The sequence below is a fragment of the Arthrobacter sp. Y3222053 genome, from assembly GCF_059092805.1.
In genome coordinates this window covers 52,990-66,380 of the sequence record NZ_JBNHIA010000006.1, presented here as the reverse complement: position 1 = coordinate 66,380, position 13,391 = coordinate 52,990, and the positions used below count along the sequence as shown (strand labels likewise).

13 protein-coding genes are annotated in these 13,391 nt (G+C 70.0%); 3 read left to right on the top strand and 10 right to left on the bottom strand.

Going from position 1 to position 13,391, the window contains the following annotated elements:
* Positions 1-39 precede the first annotated feature (39 nt).
* The 6 genes from AC5RUW_RS14585 to AC5RUW_RS14560 all read right to left on the bottom strand — a co-directional run bounded on the left by AC5RUW_RS14585 (position 40) and on the right by AC5RUW_RS14560 (position 4,951).
* Positions 40-252 (bottom strand): F0F1 ATP synthase subunit C, encoded by a 213-nt coding sequence (locus tag AC5RUW_RS14585; protein ID WP_494005312.1) that lies wholly within the window; start codon positions 250-252, stop codon positions 40-42.
* A 71-nt stretch (positions 253-323) separates the two neighbouring features.
* Positions 324-1,130, bottom strand: coding sequence for a F0F1 ATP synthase subunit A (gene atpB / locus AC5RUW_RS14580; RefSeq protein ID WP_494161347.1), 807 nt, complete (start codon positions 1,128-1,130; stop codon positions 324-326).
* A 79-nt stretch (positions 1,131-1,209) separates the two neighbouring features.
* The gene (locus AC5RUW_RS14575) at positions 1,210-1,464 is read right to left on the bottom strand and encodes an AtpZ/AtpI family protein (RefSeq protein ID WP_494005314.1); all 255 of its coding nucleotides are present in this window, start codon (positions 1,462-1,464) and stop codon (positions 1,210-1,212) included.
* Position 1,465: 1 nt separating this feature from the next.
* Positions 1,466-1,954, bottom strand: a complete 489-nt coding sequence (locus tag AC5RUW_RS14570) for a hypothetical protein (protein WP_494161346.1) — start codon at positions 1,952-1,954, stop codon at positions 1,466-1,468.
* Between the two features lie 97 nt (positions 1,955-2,051).
* A complete protein-coding gene (locus AC5RUW_RS14565; RefSeq protein ID WP_494161345.1) occupies positions 2,052-3,047 on the bottom strand; it encodes an MraY family glycosyltransferase in 996 nt (331 codons plus the stop codon).
* Positions 3,047-4,951 (bottom strand): polysaccharide biosynthesis protein, encoded by a 1,905-nt coding sequence (locus tag AC5RUW_RS14560; protein ID WP_494161344.1) that lies wholly within the window; start codon positions 4,949-4,951, stop codon positions 3,047-3,049. The genes AC5RUW_RS14565 and AC5RUW_RS14560 overlap by 1 nt, the downstream gene beginning before the upstream one ends.
* 201 nt (positions 4,952-5,152) lie before the next feature.
* Between AC5RUW_RS14560 and AC5RUW_RS14555 the strand changes: the two genes are divergently transcribed.
* The 3 genes from AC5RUW_RS14555 to AC5RUW_RS14545 are packed head-to-tail and all read left to right on the top strand — an operon-like array spanning position 5,153 to position 8,120.
* A complete protein-coding gene (locus tag AC5RUW_RS14555) occupies positions 5,153-6,052 on the top strand; it encodes a glycosyltransferase (protein ID WP_494161343.1) in 900 nt (299 codons plus the stop codon).
* A gap of 8 nt (positions 6,053-6,060) precedes the next feature.
* Complete coding sequence (locus AC5RUW_RS14550) at positions 6,061-7,065, top strand: glycosyltransferase (protein WP_494161342.1); 1,005 nt, start codon at positions 6,061-6,063, stop codon at positions 7,063-7,065.
* Positions 7,062-8,120: an NAD-dependent epimerase/dehydratase family protein gene (locus AC5RUW_RS14545; RefSeq protein WP_494161341.1), complete on the top strand. Its 1,059-nt coding sequence runs from the start codon at positions 7,062-7,064 to the stop codon at positions 8,118-8,120. Before AC5RUW_RS14550 ends, AC5RUW_RS14545 begins: the two co-directional genes overlap by 4 nt.
* Here AC5RUW_RS14545 and AC5RUW_RS14540 read toward each other — a convergent pair.
* The 4 genes from AC5RUW_RS14540 to rho form a co-directional block, all read right to left on the bottom strand.
* Complete coding sequence (locus AC5RUW_RS14540) at positions 8,080-8,793, bottom strand: L-threonylcarbamoyladenylate synthase (RefSeq protein WP_494161340.1); 714 nt, start codon at positions 8,791-8,793, stop codon at positions 8,080-8,082. The genes AC5RUW_RS14545 and AC5RUW_RS14540 overlap by 41 nt on opposite strands.
* 5 nt (positions 8,794-8,798) lie before the next feature.
* Complete coding sequence (gene prmC / locus AC5RUW_RS14535) at positions 8,799-9,674, bottom strand: peptide chain release factor N(5)-glutamine methyltransferase (RefSeq protein WP_494161339.1); 876 nt, start codon at positions 9,672-9,674, stop codon at positions 8,799-8,801.
* Positions 9,661-10,740, bottom strand: coding sequence for a peptide chain release factor 1 (prfA, locus tag AC5RUW_RS14530; protein WP_494005323.1), 1,080 nt, complete (start codon positions 10,738-10,740; stop codon positions 9,661-9,663). Before prfA ends, prmC begins: the two co-directional genes overlap by 14 nt.
* A gap of 186 nt (positions 10,741-10,926) precedes the next feature.
* The gene (gene rho / locus AC5RUW_RS14525; protein ID WP_494161338.1) at positions 10,927-13,086 is read right to left on the bottom strand and encodes a transcription termination factor Rho; all 2,160 of its coding nucleotides are present in this window, start codon (positions 13,084-13,086) and stop codon (positions 10,927-10,929) included.
* Positions 13,087-13,391: the final 305 nt, after the last annotated feature.

Below are 13,391 nucleotides of genomic sequence, written 5' to 3'. Positions count from 1 at the left end.
TCACCCGTCCTATCTGGTTGGTTGGTCGGTTGGCTGGGGTTAGCCAACAATGAACGCGAGAACCAGACCAAGGATAGCGAGGGCTTCGGTCAGGGCCAGGCCGAGGAAGGCGATGGGCTGAAGGACGCGCTGGGCTTCCGGCTGGCGGGCCACGCCGGAGATGTAGGCGAAGAACACCAGGCCGACGCCGATGGCGCCGCCGATGGCGGAGAGGCCGTAACCGATGGCGTTGAGGCTACCCGTGATTTCCATTTCTTATTTTTCCTTTCAAGATGCCCGAAGGCAGGTTGAGGTTGCTTGGGGGTTCCCTTTGGGGGGAAGTCTTAGTGTTCGTCCGCCAGGGCGCCCTGGATGTAGATCGCGGTCAGCAGGACGAAGACGTAGGCCTGCAGGACCATGATCAGGGCTTCCAGCATGTACATGGCGATGCCGCCGATGAGGACGAGGATGGAGGCACCCTGCAGCAGGACGTTGTCCTGCAGCACGAGCAGGTATTCAATGCCGGAACCGGCGAGCATGACGATGAGGTGGCCGGACATCATGGTCGCGAACAGACGCAGGCTGTGCGTCATCGGGCGGACCACGAAGTTGGAGATGATCTCGATCGGCACCAGGACGGGAAGGATGTACCACGGGACACCGGAGGGAACGACGGCCATCTTGAAGTAACGGATGCCGTGCTTCCTGATGCCGATCCCGATCCAGGTCACGTACACGATCAGCGCGAGCAGGTACGCGCCGCCGGGGTGCGAGAAGCTCGGCAGCTGGATGAACGGAATCGCACCGTAGATGTTGTTGACCAGGATGAAGAAGAACAGCGCGAAGAGGAACGGCACGAACTTGAGGAAGTCGCGCTCACCGATCACGTCGCGGGCGATGCCGTTGCGGACAAAGCCGTAGGCCCACTCGCCCAGGAACTGCAGCCGGCCGGGAACCAGGGTTCCGCGCCGGGAGGCGGCGATGAAGAACCAGGCGATGATGCCCACCGACAGCAGGACGAGGATCATCTGCTTCCCGATGCCGTCGCCGTACTCCGCGCCCCAGGGCCAAACTTCAGGGAGGTGCATTTCATCAATTGCCGGCGGAACGAATCCGTCCTCAGTGGTCGCCGGGAGCGCAAGCGCGATCAACGCGTTTCCTCTCTGCTGTGTACTTCATCGGGCATATGTATCGGGGCAGATCTGTGTGCCCTTGGAAAAAACTGTGGCATTACTGCTCGGTCTCCCGGTTCCTGGCCTCTGTGCCGCCGGGAGTTGAGTCAACGGGACGGGTCAGCCCGTGTGCGTAGGCGAGGTAGAAACCAGCGGCACCGCCGAAGAGCATTCCTACGAGCACCAGCCATCGCATATCGAACAGATTGTCCAGAAGTAACCCTATCAAACCCCAGGCGACGATCCCGCCAACGATGTAACTGAAAACGCGCATGCCGGCGTCGTAGCCGGCCCCGCCGTTGTTCTCCTGCATTTCAGGCTTCCCTCCCGCTGCCGGGGCCCGCCGAAGCGTCCGCGGCGTCGTCATAAAGCAGGAAACGTACGCGTGAGAAGGCGCGGATTTCCCCTGCCTGCCAGGCCACGGTCGCAGCCACCGCAGAGGCCAGGAACCAGCCGGACTCCAGCCACTGCGGACGGCCGAGGAACAGCAGTGCGGCCGCAAACAGGACCACCTTGATGCCGTAGACCACCACGAACACGGCCATCGTGCCGCCCGGATTACTGCGGCCCACGATGTGCCCGACCAGCAGGCTCAGTGCGAAGAACGCCACGATCAGGACCCAGGCGAAGGCGACGCTTCCCAGGCCGGCAACGCCCGCAAAGGCGAAGCCGGCGACGGCGCACGCCGCTCCGGCGGCGCCGGACCAGGCCAGGGCCGCCTTCAGGACCTTCAGCCACGGGGAACGTTCCTCCCCGGAGGCGGCAAGGAAGCCGGCGGCCGGGGCGCCGTCTGCGGTGCTCATGGCGAAGGGGTCATCCTTGCTGTGGTCGAACTGCGGAAAATGTCGGGGCTGGCTGCAGCCCCTCAGGAATTCTACCGCACATAGAAGTCCGCTCCGGTCAGGCGTTCGCCCGGGCGGCGAAGATCCGCGGGGAGGCCAGATAGAAGGCGGTCACGGCCGCGGCAAAGACCGTTCCCGCCGCAGTCACGCCCAGGGACGCACCCGCCGTCACCAGGCCGGTGGAGCCCACCAGCAGGGTGCAGGCGGTGACGACGCCGGTGGCCTGCAGATGGCTCAGGCCCGCGTCGGTCAGCCGCTGGTAGACGTGCTCGCGGTGGGCGGCGTACCACCGCTCCCCCCGCCGCACCCTCGAGAGCAGCGTGGTGAAGGTGTCGGCCAGATAGATCACGACGGGAAAGAGCAGGTATTCGACGTAGATGCCGGCCAGGAAGGCGGCGACGGCCATCCCCGCGATCGAGGCGCCCAGCAGGTAGCTGCCGACGTCGCCCAGGAAGACGGATCCGCGCCCGAGGTTCCACGGCAGGAAGGCGGCGAAGGCCGCAGCGACGACCACGCCGGCGGCTGTCAGCCACAGCTGGCCGGTCAGCATCCCGCTGACGGCGTACAGCCCGCCGACCACGACGGCGTGCAGGCCGGAAACCCCGTTGATGCCGTCCATAAAGTTCGCAACGTTGATGTAGCCCGCGATTGCCAGCATTCCGGCCGGGGCCCACCACCAGCTCTGGTCCATGGCCTGGATCAGTGCCCCGGTGCCGGCCAGGCCGATGCCCAGCTGCAGCCCGGCGCGGGTGCGCACGGAGAGTCCCCGCCAGTCCTCCACCCAGCCCAGCAGCGCGGCCAGGAAGAGCATCCCGGCAAGGATCAGGATGATGGAGCGGTCCACGGCGACGTAGCCGGTGAGCAGTACGGCGGCCAGGCCGACGAGCACGCCCGCGGCCACCGTGGCACCGACGCCGCGGATCACCGCCCGGGTATGGGAGGAGCGCTCGTTGGGCACGTCGATCACGCCCAGGCGGCGCAGCAGAGGTATGAAGGCGAACGGCAGGAGCAGGCTGACCAGGAAGGCAGCGGCGGCCGAAGCAGCCAGGAGCATCAGCCGATCCGCCGTTCCGGCAGGTCCGCCGACGGGTCCGCACGGCGCGCGGCGCCGGAATCGAGGGTGCGTACCGTGGCGGCGCCGGTGCCCGGCTGCCCGGCTTCGGGGCCGAGGCCGCAGCGCTCCAGCCACTCGTCCATCTCCAGGTCCGCCGGGTCCAGGCTCTGGACCCGCGCGTGGGAGACCTTGGGATGGAAGGGCCGTGAATCGTCCTCGCCGGTTCCGACCAGGACCTCGTGCATCTTCTCGCCCTTGCGCAGGCCGGTGAAGACGATCTCGATGTCCTTGCCGGACATGGCGATCATCCGGCGCGCGACGTCGAGGATGCGCACCGGCTCGCCCATGTCGAGGATCAGGACCTCTCCCCCGCGGCCGATCGCGCCGGCCTGGATGACCAGCTGGCAGGCCTCGGGGATGGTCATGAAGAACCGGGTGACCTCGGGGTCGGTGACCGTGACCGGCCCGCCCTGGCGGATCTGTTCGGTGAACAGCGGCAGCATGGAACCGCGGCTGCCGATCACGTTGCCGAACCGGACGGAGACGTACCGCTCGCCGGTGTGTCCGGCCATCCATGCGGTGAGTTTTTCCGCGACCCGCTTGCTGTGGCCCAGCACGGTGGTCGGGTTCGCCGCCTTGTCGGTGGAAATGTTCACGAAGTGCCGGACACCGGCCTTTTCCGCGGCGCGCAGCACGTTGGCCGTGCCCAGGACGTTGGTCTTCCACGCCTCCTGCGGGTACTGCTCCAGCAGGGAGACGTGCTTCAGCGCCGCTGCGTGGAAGACCACTTCGGGGCGGCGTTCGCGGAAGATGCGTTCCAGCGCGGCGGCGTCACGGATATCCGCCAGCACGGTGTCGCGGCCGTTGAGCAGGCCGCGGCCGGTGATGGAGAGCTGCGTCAGCTGCAGGCCGGTCTCGTCGCGGTCCACCATGATCAGCTCGGCCGGATCGAATTCGGTGAGCTGGCGGCACAGCTCGGAGCCGATGGAGCCGCCCGCTCCGGTGACCAGGACGCGCCGGCCGGAGACGTAGCCGGCCACCTCGTCGACGTGGATGTCCACCGGGCGGCGGCCGATCAGGTCCTCCACGGCCACTTCCCGGAAGTCGGTGAGCCCTGCCGCCGTTCCCTTGGCCAGCATGTCGCGCAGCGGCGGCAGCACGAGGACCCGGACGCCGAGGCCTTCGGCGCGGTCGGTGACCTCGCGGACCAGGCGGGCGTCGGCGTCGCCGATGGCGATGATGACCACGGTGGCCCGGGTGCGGGCGACGAGCTCGGGCAGGTCCCCGAGGCGGCCCAGCACGGGCACGGTGGACAGGCGCAGGTGCTTTTTGGCCGGATCGTCGTCGATCAGCCCCACGGGATAGTACGGAGAGGACGGGTCCTTCATCATCCGGGTGACCAGGGAGCCGCCGAGGAAGCCGGCTCCGTAGATCAGGGCCCGGTGGGCCTCGTCTCCCGGGCGGACCCGGCTCTCGACGTACATCCGCTTCAGATAGCGGATCGCGGCCATGAACAGGCAGGCGAAGGGGAAGGCGATGATGCCGGTGCTGCGCGGAATGTCGATGACCAGGCCGAACAGGACGCTGACCAGGACGAGGATCGAGGAGACCACCAGGGTCACGACGGCGAGCAGGCGCATCTCGTGGAAGCTGCCGAAGCTGTAGCGGCCCCGGTAGAGCGCGAACGACCAGCCCACACCCAGCTGGGTCAGCACGGCGACGGCGCAGAACACCGCCAGTCCGCCAAGGCTGATCTGTTCGACGGTCAGCTCGTAGCGCAGCACCAGGGCCAGCACGATGGCCACGATCCAGGCCAGGGAATCCAGGGCGTACTGGGACCAGAGCCACAGCGCGGGCTTGTCCCCGCCGTGTGCTGCCGACTGCTCCGTGCGTGATTGCGTCATGTTCCTCAAACGGCTGTAGGTCCCGGCTCCGTACCCGATCCGCTGCCCGATATGGTGCCCGTTCTGGTGTCAGGGCCCGGCAGGTGCACCCGGGCTCCGGAGTCAACGTGTAATAGAGTGGACTCCAACCAGAATACTAACCGCATCCCCGCGCGCACCGGCTCAGCGCCGTTGCCCGGACGCGGCCGCGAAAGGATCAATGTGGCTGACTCCGTGGCCGTTGCAGCGGTGACCTTCGACCGTCCGGACGACGTCCGGACCCTGCTCAAGGCCCTCGCCGCGCAGACCGTTCCCCTGCAGACCGTCGCCCTCGTCGATTCCGGCAGCCGCGACGTCGCCGACATCGCCGCCGAGGCCGGCGGCCTGGTCAGCTATGTCCGTTCGCAGACGAACCTGGGCGGCGCCGGCGGCTTTTCCCTGGCCATCCTCACCGCGCTGGCCTCCGGCGCCGAGTGGATCTGGATCATGGACGACGACGCCCATCCCGAGGATCCCCAGGTGCTGGCCGTCCTGCTCGAGGCCGCCCGGGAACGGAACCTGGACGTCGTGCTTCCCCTGGTGGTCGCTCCCGGCCGCCCCGACACCCTGTCCTTCCACTTCCGGATCGACGGAAGGCTCACGCATGACCGGGCCGAGGTTGAAAGGCAGGGGTTCCTGCCCGGCGTCGGGCATTTCTTCAACGGCGCCCTGATCCGCCGCGAGGTGTTCTTCAAGGTCGGCCTGCCGGACCTGCGCCTGTTCATCCGCGGCGACGAGACGGACTTCATGCTGCGGCTGCGGCGCGCCGGCGTCCCCTTCGGCACGGTGACCACCGCCGCCCTCAGCCATCCGGCCGCCTGGGCCGAGGTGCAGGAGGTCTTCGGCGAACGCTGGCACGTGCTGGTGCCCGAGACCGCCTTCAAGCAGTTCTACTACTACCGCAACCGGGGCGAACTGACCCGCCGGTACCGCCGGGTGCGTTCGCTGGTCGCCGACGTCGTCGGCTACCCGGTGTACTTTGCCCGCCGCCGCGACCTGCGGGGCTTCGCCGCCTGGCTGAAGGCCTACGGCGCCGGCCTGCGGGGCCGCCGGTTCGGGGCACCGTCGGAGCTGGGCTTCTAGGGCGCGCCATGGCCTCCGCCGATTACGCCGACACCGCGGCCGCCGCACCCGCCGTCACGATCGTCATCGCCACGTACAACCGCGCCGACTACCTCGCGGGGCTGCTGGCGACGGTTTCAGCACTCGACCCCGCGCCGGAGCGGGTGGTGGTGGTGGACAACGCGTCCACCGACAACACCGGCGCCGTGATCGCCGCCGCACGGGGCACCCTGCCGGTGCCGCTCGACGTCGTGCGCCTTGAGGTCAATACCGGCGGTGCGGGCGGATTCGCCGCCGGCGCCGCGCAGGCGCTGGCCGCCGGCGCACAGTGGTTGTGGCTGATGGACGACGATGTCGAAATCCTTCCCGGGGCGCTGGCCGCGCTGGGCAAGTGGACCGGCTCCGCCGACTGCATCCACGGCCGCCGGCTCGACGACGCCGGCAAGCCGTTCTTCTGGCAGCACCGGTTCCTGCCCGCCCTGGGCATCCACTACCCCGTCCCCGGCAACGTGTTCCGTGACAGCCCCGTCTTCCGCACCAATGTGGGCTGCTTCGAGGGCATGCTGATCAGCGCGGGGCTGGTGCGTGAGATCGGGCTGCCCGATGCGCGCTTCTTCATCAACGGCGACGACACCATCTACGGCTGGCTGGCCTCCCGCCGCCACGAGGTCCTGTACGTCAACGATTTCGTGCTGCGCAAGGTGCGGCCGCAGCGCAGCATCGACCTGGGCATCCGGCACCTGAACGATTCCAGCGACCTGAGCCGGTACTGCATGATGCGCAACCGCGGCTACATGGCGCGGTACCTGCAGGAGCACGGGGTGTTCAGCCCCGCCGGCTTTGCCCTCGGCACGGCCCTGACGGCGGCGAAGGAAGTCCTCCGCCTGGTGGCCGTCGAGCACCGGGTCGGCGGAGCGGCCGCGCTGCTGCGCGGCTGGCGTGAGGCCCGGCGCATCCTGCGCGACGACTCCTGGCGGCCCATGCCGCCGCTGGCCGAGTCCCTCCCCCCGTCCTCCGTGGAAAGCGGTTCATGAGTTCCGGTACCTCCCTGCCCCGCCCCTGCGGTTCCCCGCCCTCCGGGCCTGACCCCGCACGCCGGCCGGTCATCGTGCTCCTGGGCGCCGGCGGCTTTGTCGGCGGTGCGGTCCGAGCGGTGCTGGAGGAAACCGGGGTCGAGGTGCGCGCCGTGGCCGCGCCGCGGCTGGAGGCCGCCGCCTCCCGCGGTGCGGACCTGGCTGCGGAAGCTGCCCGCCTGGATGCCGAACGGGCCCGCCTGGCCCGCACCTTCCTGGGCGCCGACGCCGTGATCAACGCCGCCGGCCTGGCGGTGCCGGACGCGGCGGACTCACCCGCCCTGCGCGGGGCCAACGCCCTGCTGCCGGTGCTGGCGGCCGACGCAGCGGAGGCCGCCGGGGTCCGGCGCTTCGTGCACCTGAGCAGCGCGGCGGTCCAGGGCCACCGGCCCTCCCTTGACGAGAGCGGCCAGGTGGAACCTTTTTCGCCCTATTCGCGCTCCAAGGCGTTCGGGGAACAGGCCCTGGCGGCCCGCCCCGCCGGCTCCTGCTCCGTGGTGACCATCCGTGCAACGTCGGTGCAGGGTCCCGGCCGGCCGACGACGGAACGCCTGGCCAGGCTGGCCGGTTCGCCGCTGGCCTCCGTCGCGGCGCCGGGGACCGCGCCCACGCCGGTCAGCTCGGTGGACGCCCTGGCCCGTTTCGTGCAGCTGGTGGCGATGCATCCCGGCGAAGTTCCGGCCGTGGTCCTGCAGCCGTGGGAACAGGCGTCGGTATCCGATGTGCTGCTGGCTGCGGGCGGGCGCCGTCCGCTGCACCTGCCGGCATGGCTGTGCCGGCTCGTGCTGCGTGTCGGCTACCGCGTCTCGTCACTGGCCTCCGAACGCCTGCACGGACCGCTCCGGCGGGTGGAACTGATGTGGTTCGGCCAGCGCCAGGAGCCGGGGTGGGCGGAACGGACGGGCAACGTTCCCGCCCCCTCCGTCCACGCCGTCCTGCGGCGCGCCGGCGCCGGCCGGACCAAGCGTGCCGGAGCTACCCGGCGGCCGGCTCCCCGCCGGCATTCGAACCGCTGACCTCGCCGGGCTCCTCGCCCAGGTCCAGCACGTCCGGCACCACTGAGCGCAGCCGTTCGATATCGACGGCGCCCCGGCGGACCACCCGCAGCGGCACCGAGGTCGCGTCAACGATGGTGGAGGCCAGCGCCGGCCCGGATGCAGCCGTGCGTTCACCGGCTTCCAGGTAGACCTCGACGGCCTCCCCCAGCTGTTCGCGGGCCTCGGCGGCGCTGGCTGCCGCCGGCGAGCCGGTCCGGTTGGCCGAAGAGACCGCCAGCGGGCCGGTGAGGGCCAGCAGCTCCAGCGCGGTGGGATCGTCCGGCATCCGAAGCGCAACCGTGCCGCGGGTGTCGCCGAGGTCCCAGGTCAGGGAGGGCTGGGCGTGGAGGATCAGCGTCAGGCCCCCCGGCCAGAAGGCCTCGGCCAGGGCACGCGCCTGCTCGGGGACGTCGACCGCCAGCCCGTCCATCGTCTGCACCCGGGGAATCAGCACCGGCGGAGGCATGCTCCGCCCGCGGCCCTTGGCGGCCAGCAGCGTGGCGACGGCCTGCGCGGAGAACGCGTCGGCGCCGATGCCGTAGACGGTGTCGGTGGGCAGGACCACGCACTGCCGCGCGGCGATGGCCTGCTGTGCCCGGGCCAGGCCTTCGCTGAGCAGGGCGGGATCAGTGCAGTCGAAAGTGCTTGTCACGTTGCTTATTCTTTCACAGCGGAGGTTGCCCGGGGCCGGCCGTTGAGGTCCTCGTGGCCGCGGACCTCAAGCCAGGTTCCGGCGTTTTCGAGGTGCCGGGCCAGCGCCTGCGCCTGGACCTCGGCGTGTTCCATGACGAAGAAGCCGCCGCTCTTCAGCAGCCGGGCGGCGGTGGCCGCGGCCGCGTGCGGCAGGGCCAGCCCGTCCTCTCCGCCCCCGTACAGCGCCATCTTCGGATCGTGGTCCGCCGCCTCGGGCTCATTGGGTACGGCGGCCGCCGGAATGTAGGGCGGATTCGACACGACGACGTCGTACCGGCTGTCCTCGCCGGGCAGGGCCGTGCGCAGGTCCCCGTGCACCAGGCGGACGCCGCGGGGCTGGAGGTTGCGCTCCGCCCAGGCCAGGGCCAGGTCGCTGAGTTCGACGGCGGTGACCTCCGCTCCGGGGACCTCCTCGGCGACCGCCGCGGCGATGGCGCCGGATCCGGTGCCGAGATCCACCACGCGCACGGCGCCGGCGGCGGCCAGCCGTGCCCGGGCGGCGTCGATCGCCAGCTGCGCCACGGTCTCGGTTTCCGGCCGCGGCACGAACACGCCCGGGCCCACGGCCAGCTCCAGGTGACGGAAGGCGGCCCGTCCGGTCAGGTGCTGCAGCGGAACCCGCCGGGCACGTTCACGGACCAGGTCCGCATAACCGGCGGGAACCGGGGCATCGGTGAACGCCAGGGCCCTGACCCGCCCCCGGCTGCAGCCGAGCAGGTGGGCGGCCAGCAGCTCGGCGTCGACCCGCGGAGCGGGCACGCCGGCGGCGGCGAGCTCGGTGGCCGCCGCGGCCAGGGCGGCGCCGAGGTCGCCGGCCGTGCCGGGACTACTTGTCGTCACCGATGGCTTCGAGCCGGGCCTGCTCGTCCATTTCGATGCAGGACTGGACCACGGCCTCCAGGTCGCCGTTCATGACGGTGTCGAGGTTGTAGGCCTTGTAGCCGGTGCGGTGGTCCACGATCCGGTTCTCGGGGAAGTTGTAGGTCCGGATGCGCTCGGAGCGGTCCATGGTGCGGATCTGGGACTTGCGGATATCGGAGTTGGCGGCGTCGATCTCGGCCTGCTGGTGGGCCAGCAGGCGGGAACGCAGCACGCGCATGGCCGCCTCACGGTTCTGCAGCTGCGACTTCTCGTTCTGCATGGCCACCACGATGCCGGTCGGCAGGTGGGTGATGCGCACGGCGGAGTCGGTGGTGTTCACGGACTGCCCGCCCGGCCCCGACGAACGATAGACGTCGATCTTGAGGTCGTTCTGGTTGATCTCGACCTCTTCGGGCTCGTCCACCTCGGGCAGCACCAGCACGCCGGCGGCCGAGGTGTGGATCCGGCCCTGGGACTCGGTGACGGGAACCCGCTGGACGCGGTGCACCCCGCCTTCGTACTTAAGCCGGGCGTAGACGCCCTCGGCCGGGTCGGTGGCGCTGCCCTTGATGGACATCTGCACGTCCTTGTAGCCGCCCAGGTCCGATTCGGTGGCGGAGATGATCTCGGTGCGCCAGCCCCGGGACTCGGCGTACCGGGTGTACATGCGCAGCAGGTCGCCGGCGAACAGGGCCGCCTCGTCGCCGCCTTCGCCGCCCTTGACCTCGATGATGACGTCGCGGCCGTCGTTGGGATCGCGCGGGATCAGCAGCCGGCGCAGCTTTTCCTGGGCGTCGGCCAGCTGCTCCTTGAGCACCGGCACCTCCGCGGCGAACTCGGCGTCCTCGGCGGCCATTTCCTCGGCGGCGGCGAGGTCGTCCTCAAGCCCGTGCCAGGTGTTGTAGGCGTCAACGATGCGGCTCAGCTCCGCGAAACGGCGGCCCAGCCTGCGGGCCAGGCCCTGGTCGGCGTGCACGGCGGGATCGGCAAGCCGGTCCTGGAGCTCGGAGTGCTCATCGAGCAGGCCCTGAATGGACTCAAACATGTGTGGTGCTTCCTCTTTCGGCTGTCAATCCACGGTTCGGCGCGCCCGTGGCGATGCGGTGCACCGAACCGTCGCGGCCCGTGCCGCCGGTGCTTATCTCCAACTGTGCCGTTAACCGGCCGGACCGCCCAAACTCCGGAGCCCGCGCAGGCGCGGGTTCCGGAGCCGAGCGGTCCGGTGGTGCAGCTAGTTGTCCTTGGTTCCCAGCGTGGTCTTCTGGACCTGCATCAGGAACTCGACGTTGGACTGGGTTTCCTTGATCTTGCCGGTCAGGATCTCCAGCGCCTGCTGCGTGTCCAGGCCGGAGAGGACCCGGCGCAGCTTCCACATGATCTGGACTTCCTCCGCGGAGAGCAGGTTCTCCTCGCGGCGGGTGCCGGAGGCGTTGACATCCACGGCCGGGAAGATGCGCTTGTCCGCCAGGTTGCGGGACAGGCGCAGCTCCATGTTGCCGGTGCCCTTGAACTCCTCGAAGATGACCTCGTCCATCTTGGATCCGGTCTCCACCAGCGCGGTGGCGAGGATGGTCAGCGAGCCGCCGTTCTCGATGTTGCGGGCAGCTCCGAAGAACCGCTTCGGCGGGTACAGCGCGGAGGAGTCGACGCCGCCGGAGAGGATGCGGCCCGACGCCGGGGCGGCCAGGTTGTACGCGCGTCCCAGGCGGGTCATCGAGTCCAGGAGGACGACGACGTCGCGGCCCATTTCGACCAGGCGCTTGGCCCGCTCGATGGCCAGCTCGGCGACCGTGGTGTGGTCGTCGGCGGGCCGGTCGAAGGTGGAGGCAATGACCTCGCCCTTGACCGTGCGCTGCATGTCGGTGACTTCCTCGGGGCGCTCGTCGACCAGGACCATCATGAGGTGGACCTCGGGGTTGTTGATGGTGATGGCGTTGGCGATCGACTGCAGGATCAGGGTCTTGCCCGCCTTCGGCGGGGAGACGATCAGGCCGCGCTGGCCCTTGCCGATCGGGGCGACCAGGTCGATGACGCGCGGGCCGATGGCCTTGGCGGAGGTCTCCAGGCGCAGGCGCTCGGAGGGGTAGAGCGGAACGAGCTTCGAGAACTCGACGCGGTCCTTGTTCTCCTCGACCGGTTTGCCGTTGACCGAGGTCAGGCGCACCAGGGCGTTGAACTTCTGCCGGGTGTTGCTCTGGTTCTCGCCCTCGCGGGGGGCGCGGATCGCGCCGACGACGGCGTCGCCCTTGCGCAGGTTGTGCTTCTTGACCTGGGCCAGCGAGACGTACACGTCGTTCGGACCGGGCAGGTAGCCCGAGGTCCGGACGAAAGCGTAGTTCTCCAGCACGTCGAGGATGCCGGCGACGGGCAGCAGCACGTCGTCCTCGGTCACCTCGACGTCGTCGACGTCGGGGTTCTGGCTGCGGCCCCGGCGGCGCTCGTTCCGGTCCCGGAAACGGTCGTTGCGGTCGTTGCGGTCGCTCCGGTTGCGGCCCCGGCGGTTGCGTCCGCGTCCGCCTTCATCGTCGTCGCGGTTATCGCGCTCACGGTTGTCGCGGTCGCGGTCGCGGCCGTTGTTCTGGCCGTTGTTCTGGGCGTTGTCGCGGTTGCGTTCGCGCCGCTCGCGGCGCTCGTCGCGGGCTGCACCCTCGTTCTTCTCTTCGCCGCGGCTGCGGTCCTCGGACTGCCCGTCCTGCCGGCTGCGGGCTTCGCCGTCGCCGGACTCGGCGGTTTCCTGGCCCTCGGCGGCCTCGCCGCGCCGGCCCCGGCCGCGGCGGTTGCCGCGCTCGCGCTGGCCGTCCTCGCGGCTGCGGCTGCCCTGCTCGTCGCCCTTCGCGGCCGGCTTCTCGCCCTCCTGGGCCTTGTCGGCGGCAGGAACCTGCTCCGCGGCGGTCCTGTCGGCGGCGGGGGCCTCCTCGGCGCGGGCCGGCTTCCCTGCCGTCTGCGCGCCGTTGTCGGCCGGCGCGCTCACGACGCCGTCGCTGCCGGCCCGCCGGTTCCGGTTTCGGGTGCGGGAGGGACGCTCGGTCGCCTCGGAATCCTGGGCCGGGGCGGCCGGGGCCTCCTTGGCGGCGGGCGCTTCCTTGGCCGTCGCGTCCTTGGCCGGGGCGTCCTTGGCCGTCGCGTCCTTGGCCGGAGCCTGGACCGTCTCGTCCTGGCGGGCGCTGCGGACCGGGCGGTCGGCCACGGCACCGCCGCGCTGGTGGTTGGAAATGGCTGCGACCAGGTCGCCCTTGCGCATCCGGGAACCGCCGGTGATGCCCAGCTGGCCCGCCAGGGCCTGGAGCTGGGCAAGCTTCAGGCCGGCAAGTCCGGAACTGCGGCCGGGCGCTTCAGCGGTGCCTGCGGCCTTTGAGTCCACACCTGCAGTCAGGTCGGTGGTGTCTGTCACGAAGGATCCTTCCCCCTCGTCGGGCGGTCCGGCAGGATACCGGCCGCGGTTGTTGGTCCTGTCCCCAGGTCAGATACCGGAAGTCAGGTGTTCGCCGAAGACCGGAAGAAACCGGCACGGCGAATGTGCTGGGTGCCTTGATCGGAAGAATCCACTCAGTTTGCGCCGGCATCGGGTGCTGGCGGACAGTGCGGCATTCACGTCGTGGGCCGGCCGAAACCGGCTGCCCACGGAAGGCTACACCGAATTATGCGCTTTACCGGCAGGGTTTTCCGCTGCGGCCATCCGATCGGCGCTGCGGCGTG

Bases quoted from the DNA above. Each gene is read 5' to 3' on its own strand.
- AC5RUW_RS14565 (WP_494161345.1), bottom strand. From the start codon at position 3,047: ATGCTCCTGGCTGCTTCGGCCGCCGCTGCCTTCCTGGTCAGCCTGCTC.
- AC5RUW_RS14570 (WP_494161346.1), bottom strand. From the start codon at position 1,954: ATGAGCACCGCAGACGGCGCCCCGGCCGCCGGCTTCCTTGCCGCCTCC.
- AC5RUW_RS14575 (WP_494005314.1), bottom strand. From the start codon at position 1,464: ATGCAGGAGAACAACGGCGGGGCCGGCTACGACGCCGGCATGCGCGTT.
- AC5RUW_RS14585 (WP_494005312.1), bottom strand. From the start codon at position 252: ATGGAAATCACGGGTAGCCTCAACGCCATCGGTTACGGCCTCTCCGCC.
- AC5RUW_RS14560 (WP_494161344.1), bottom strand. From the start codon at position 4,951: ATGACGCAATCACGCACGGAGCAGTCGGCAGCACACGGCGGGGACAAG.
- AC5RUW_RS14550 (WP_494161342.1), top strand. From the start codon at position 6,061: ATGGCCTCCGCCGATTACGCCGACACCGCGGCCGCCGCACCCGCCGTC.
- AC5RUW_RS14545 (WP_494161341.1), top strand. From the start codon at position 7,062: ATGAGTTCCGGTACCTCCCTGCCCCGCCCCTGCGGTTCCCCGCCCTCC.
- prfA (WP_494005323.1), bottom strand. From the start codon at position 10,740: ATGTTTGAGTCCATTCAGGGCCTGCTCGATGAGCACTCCGAGCTCCAG.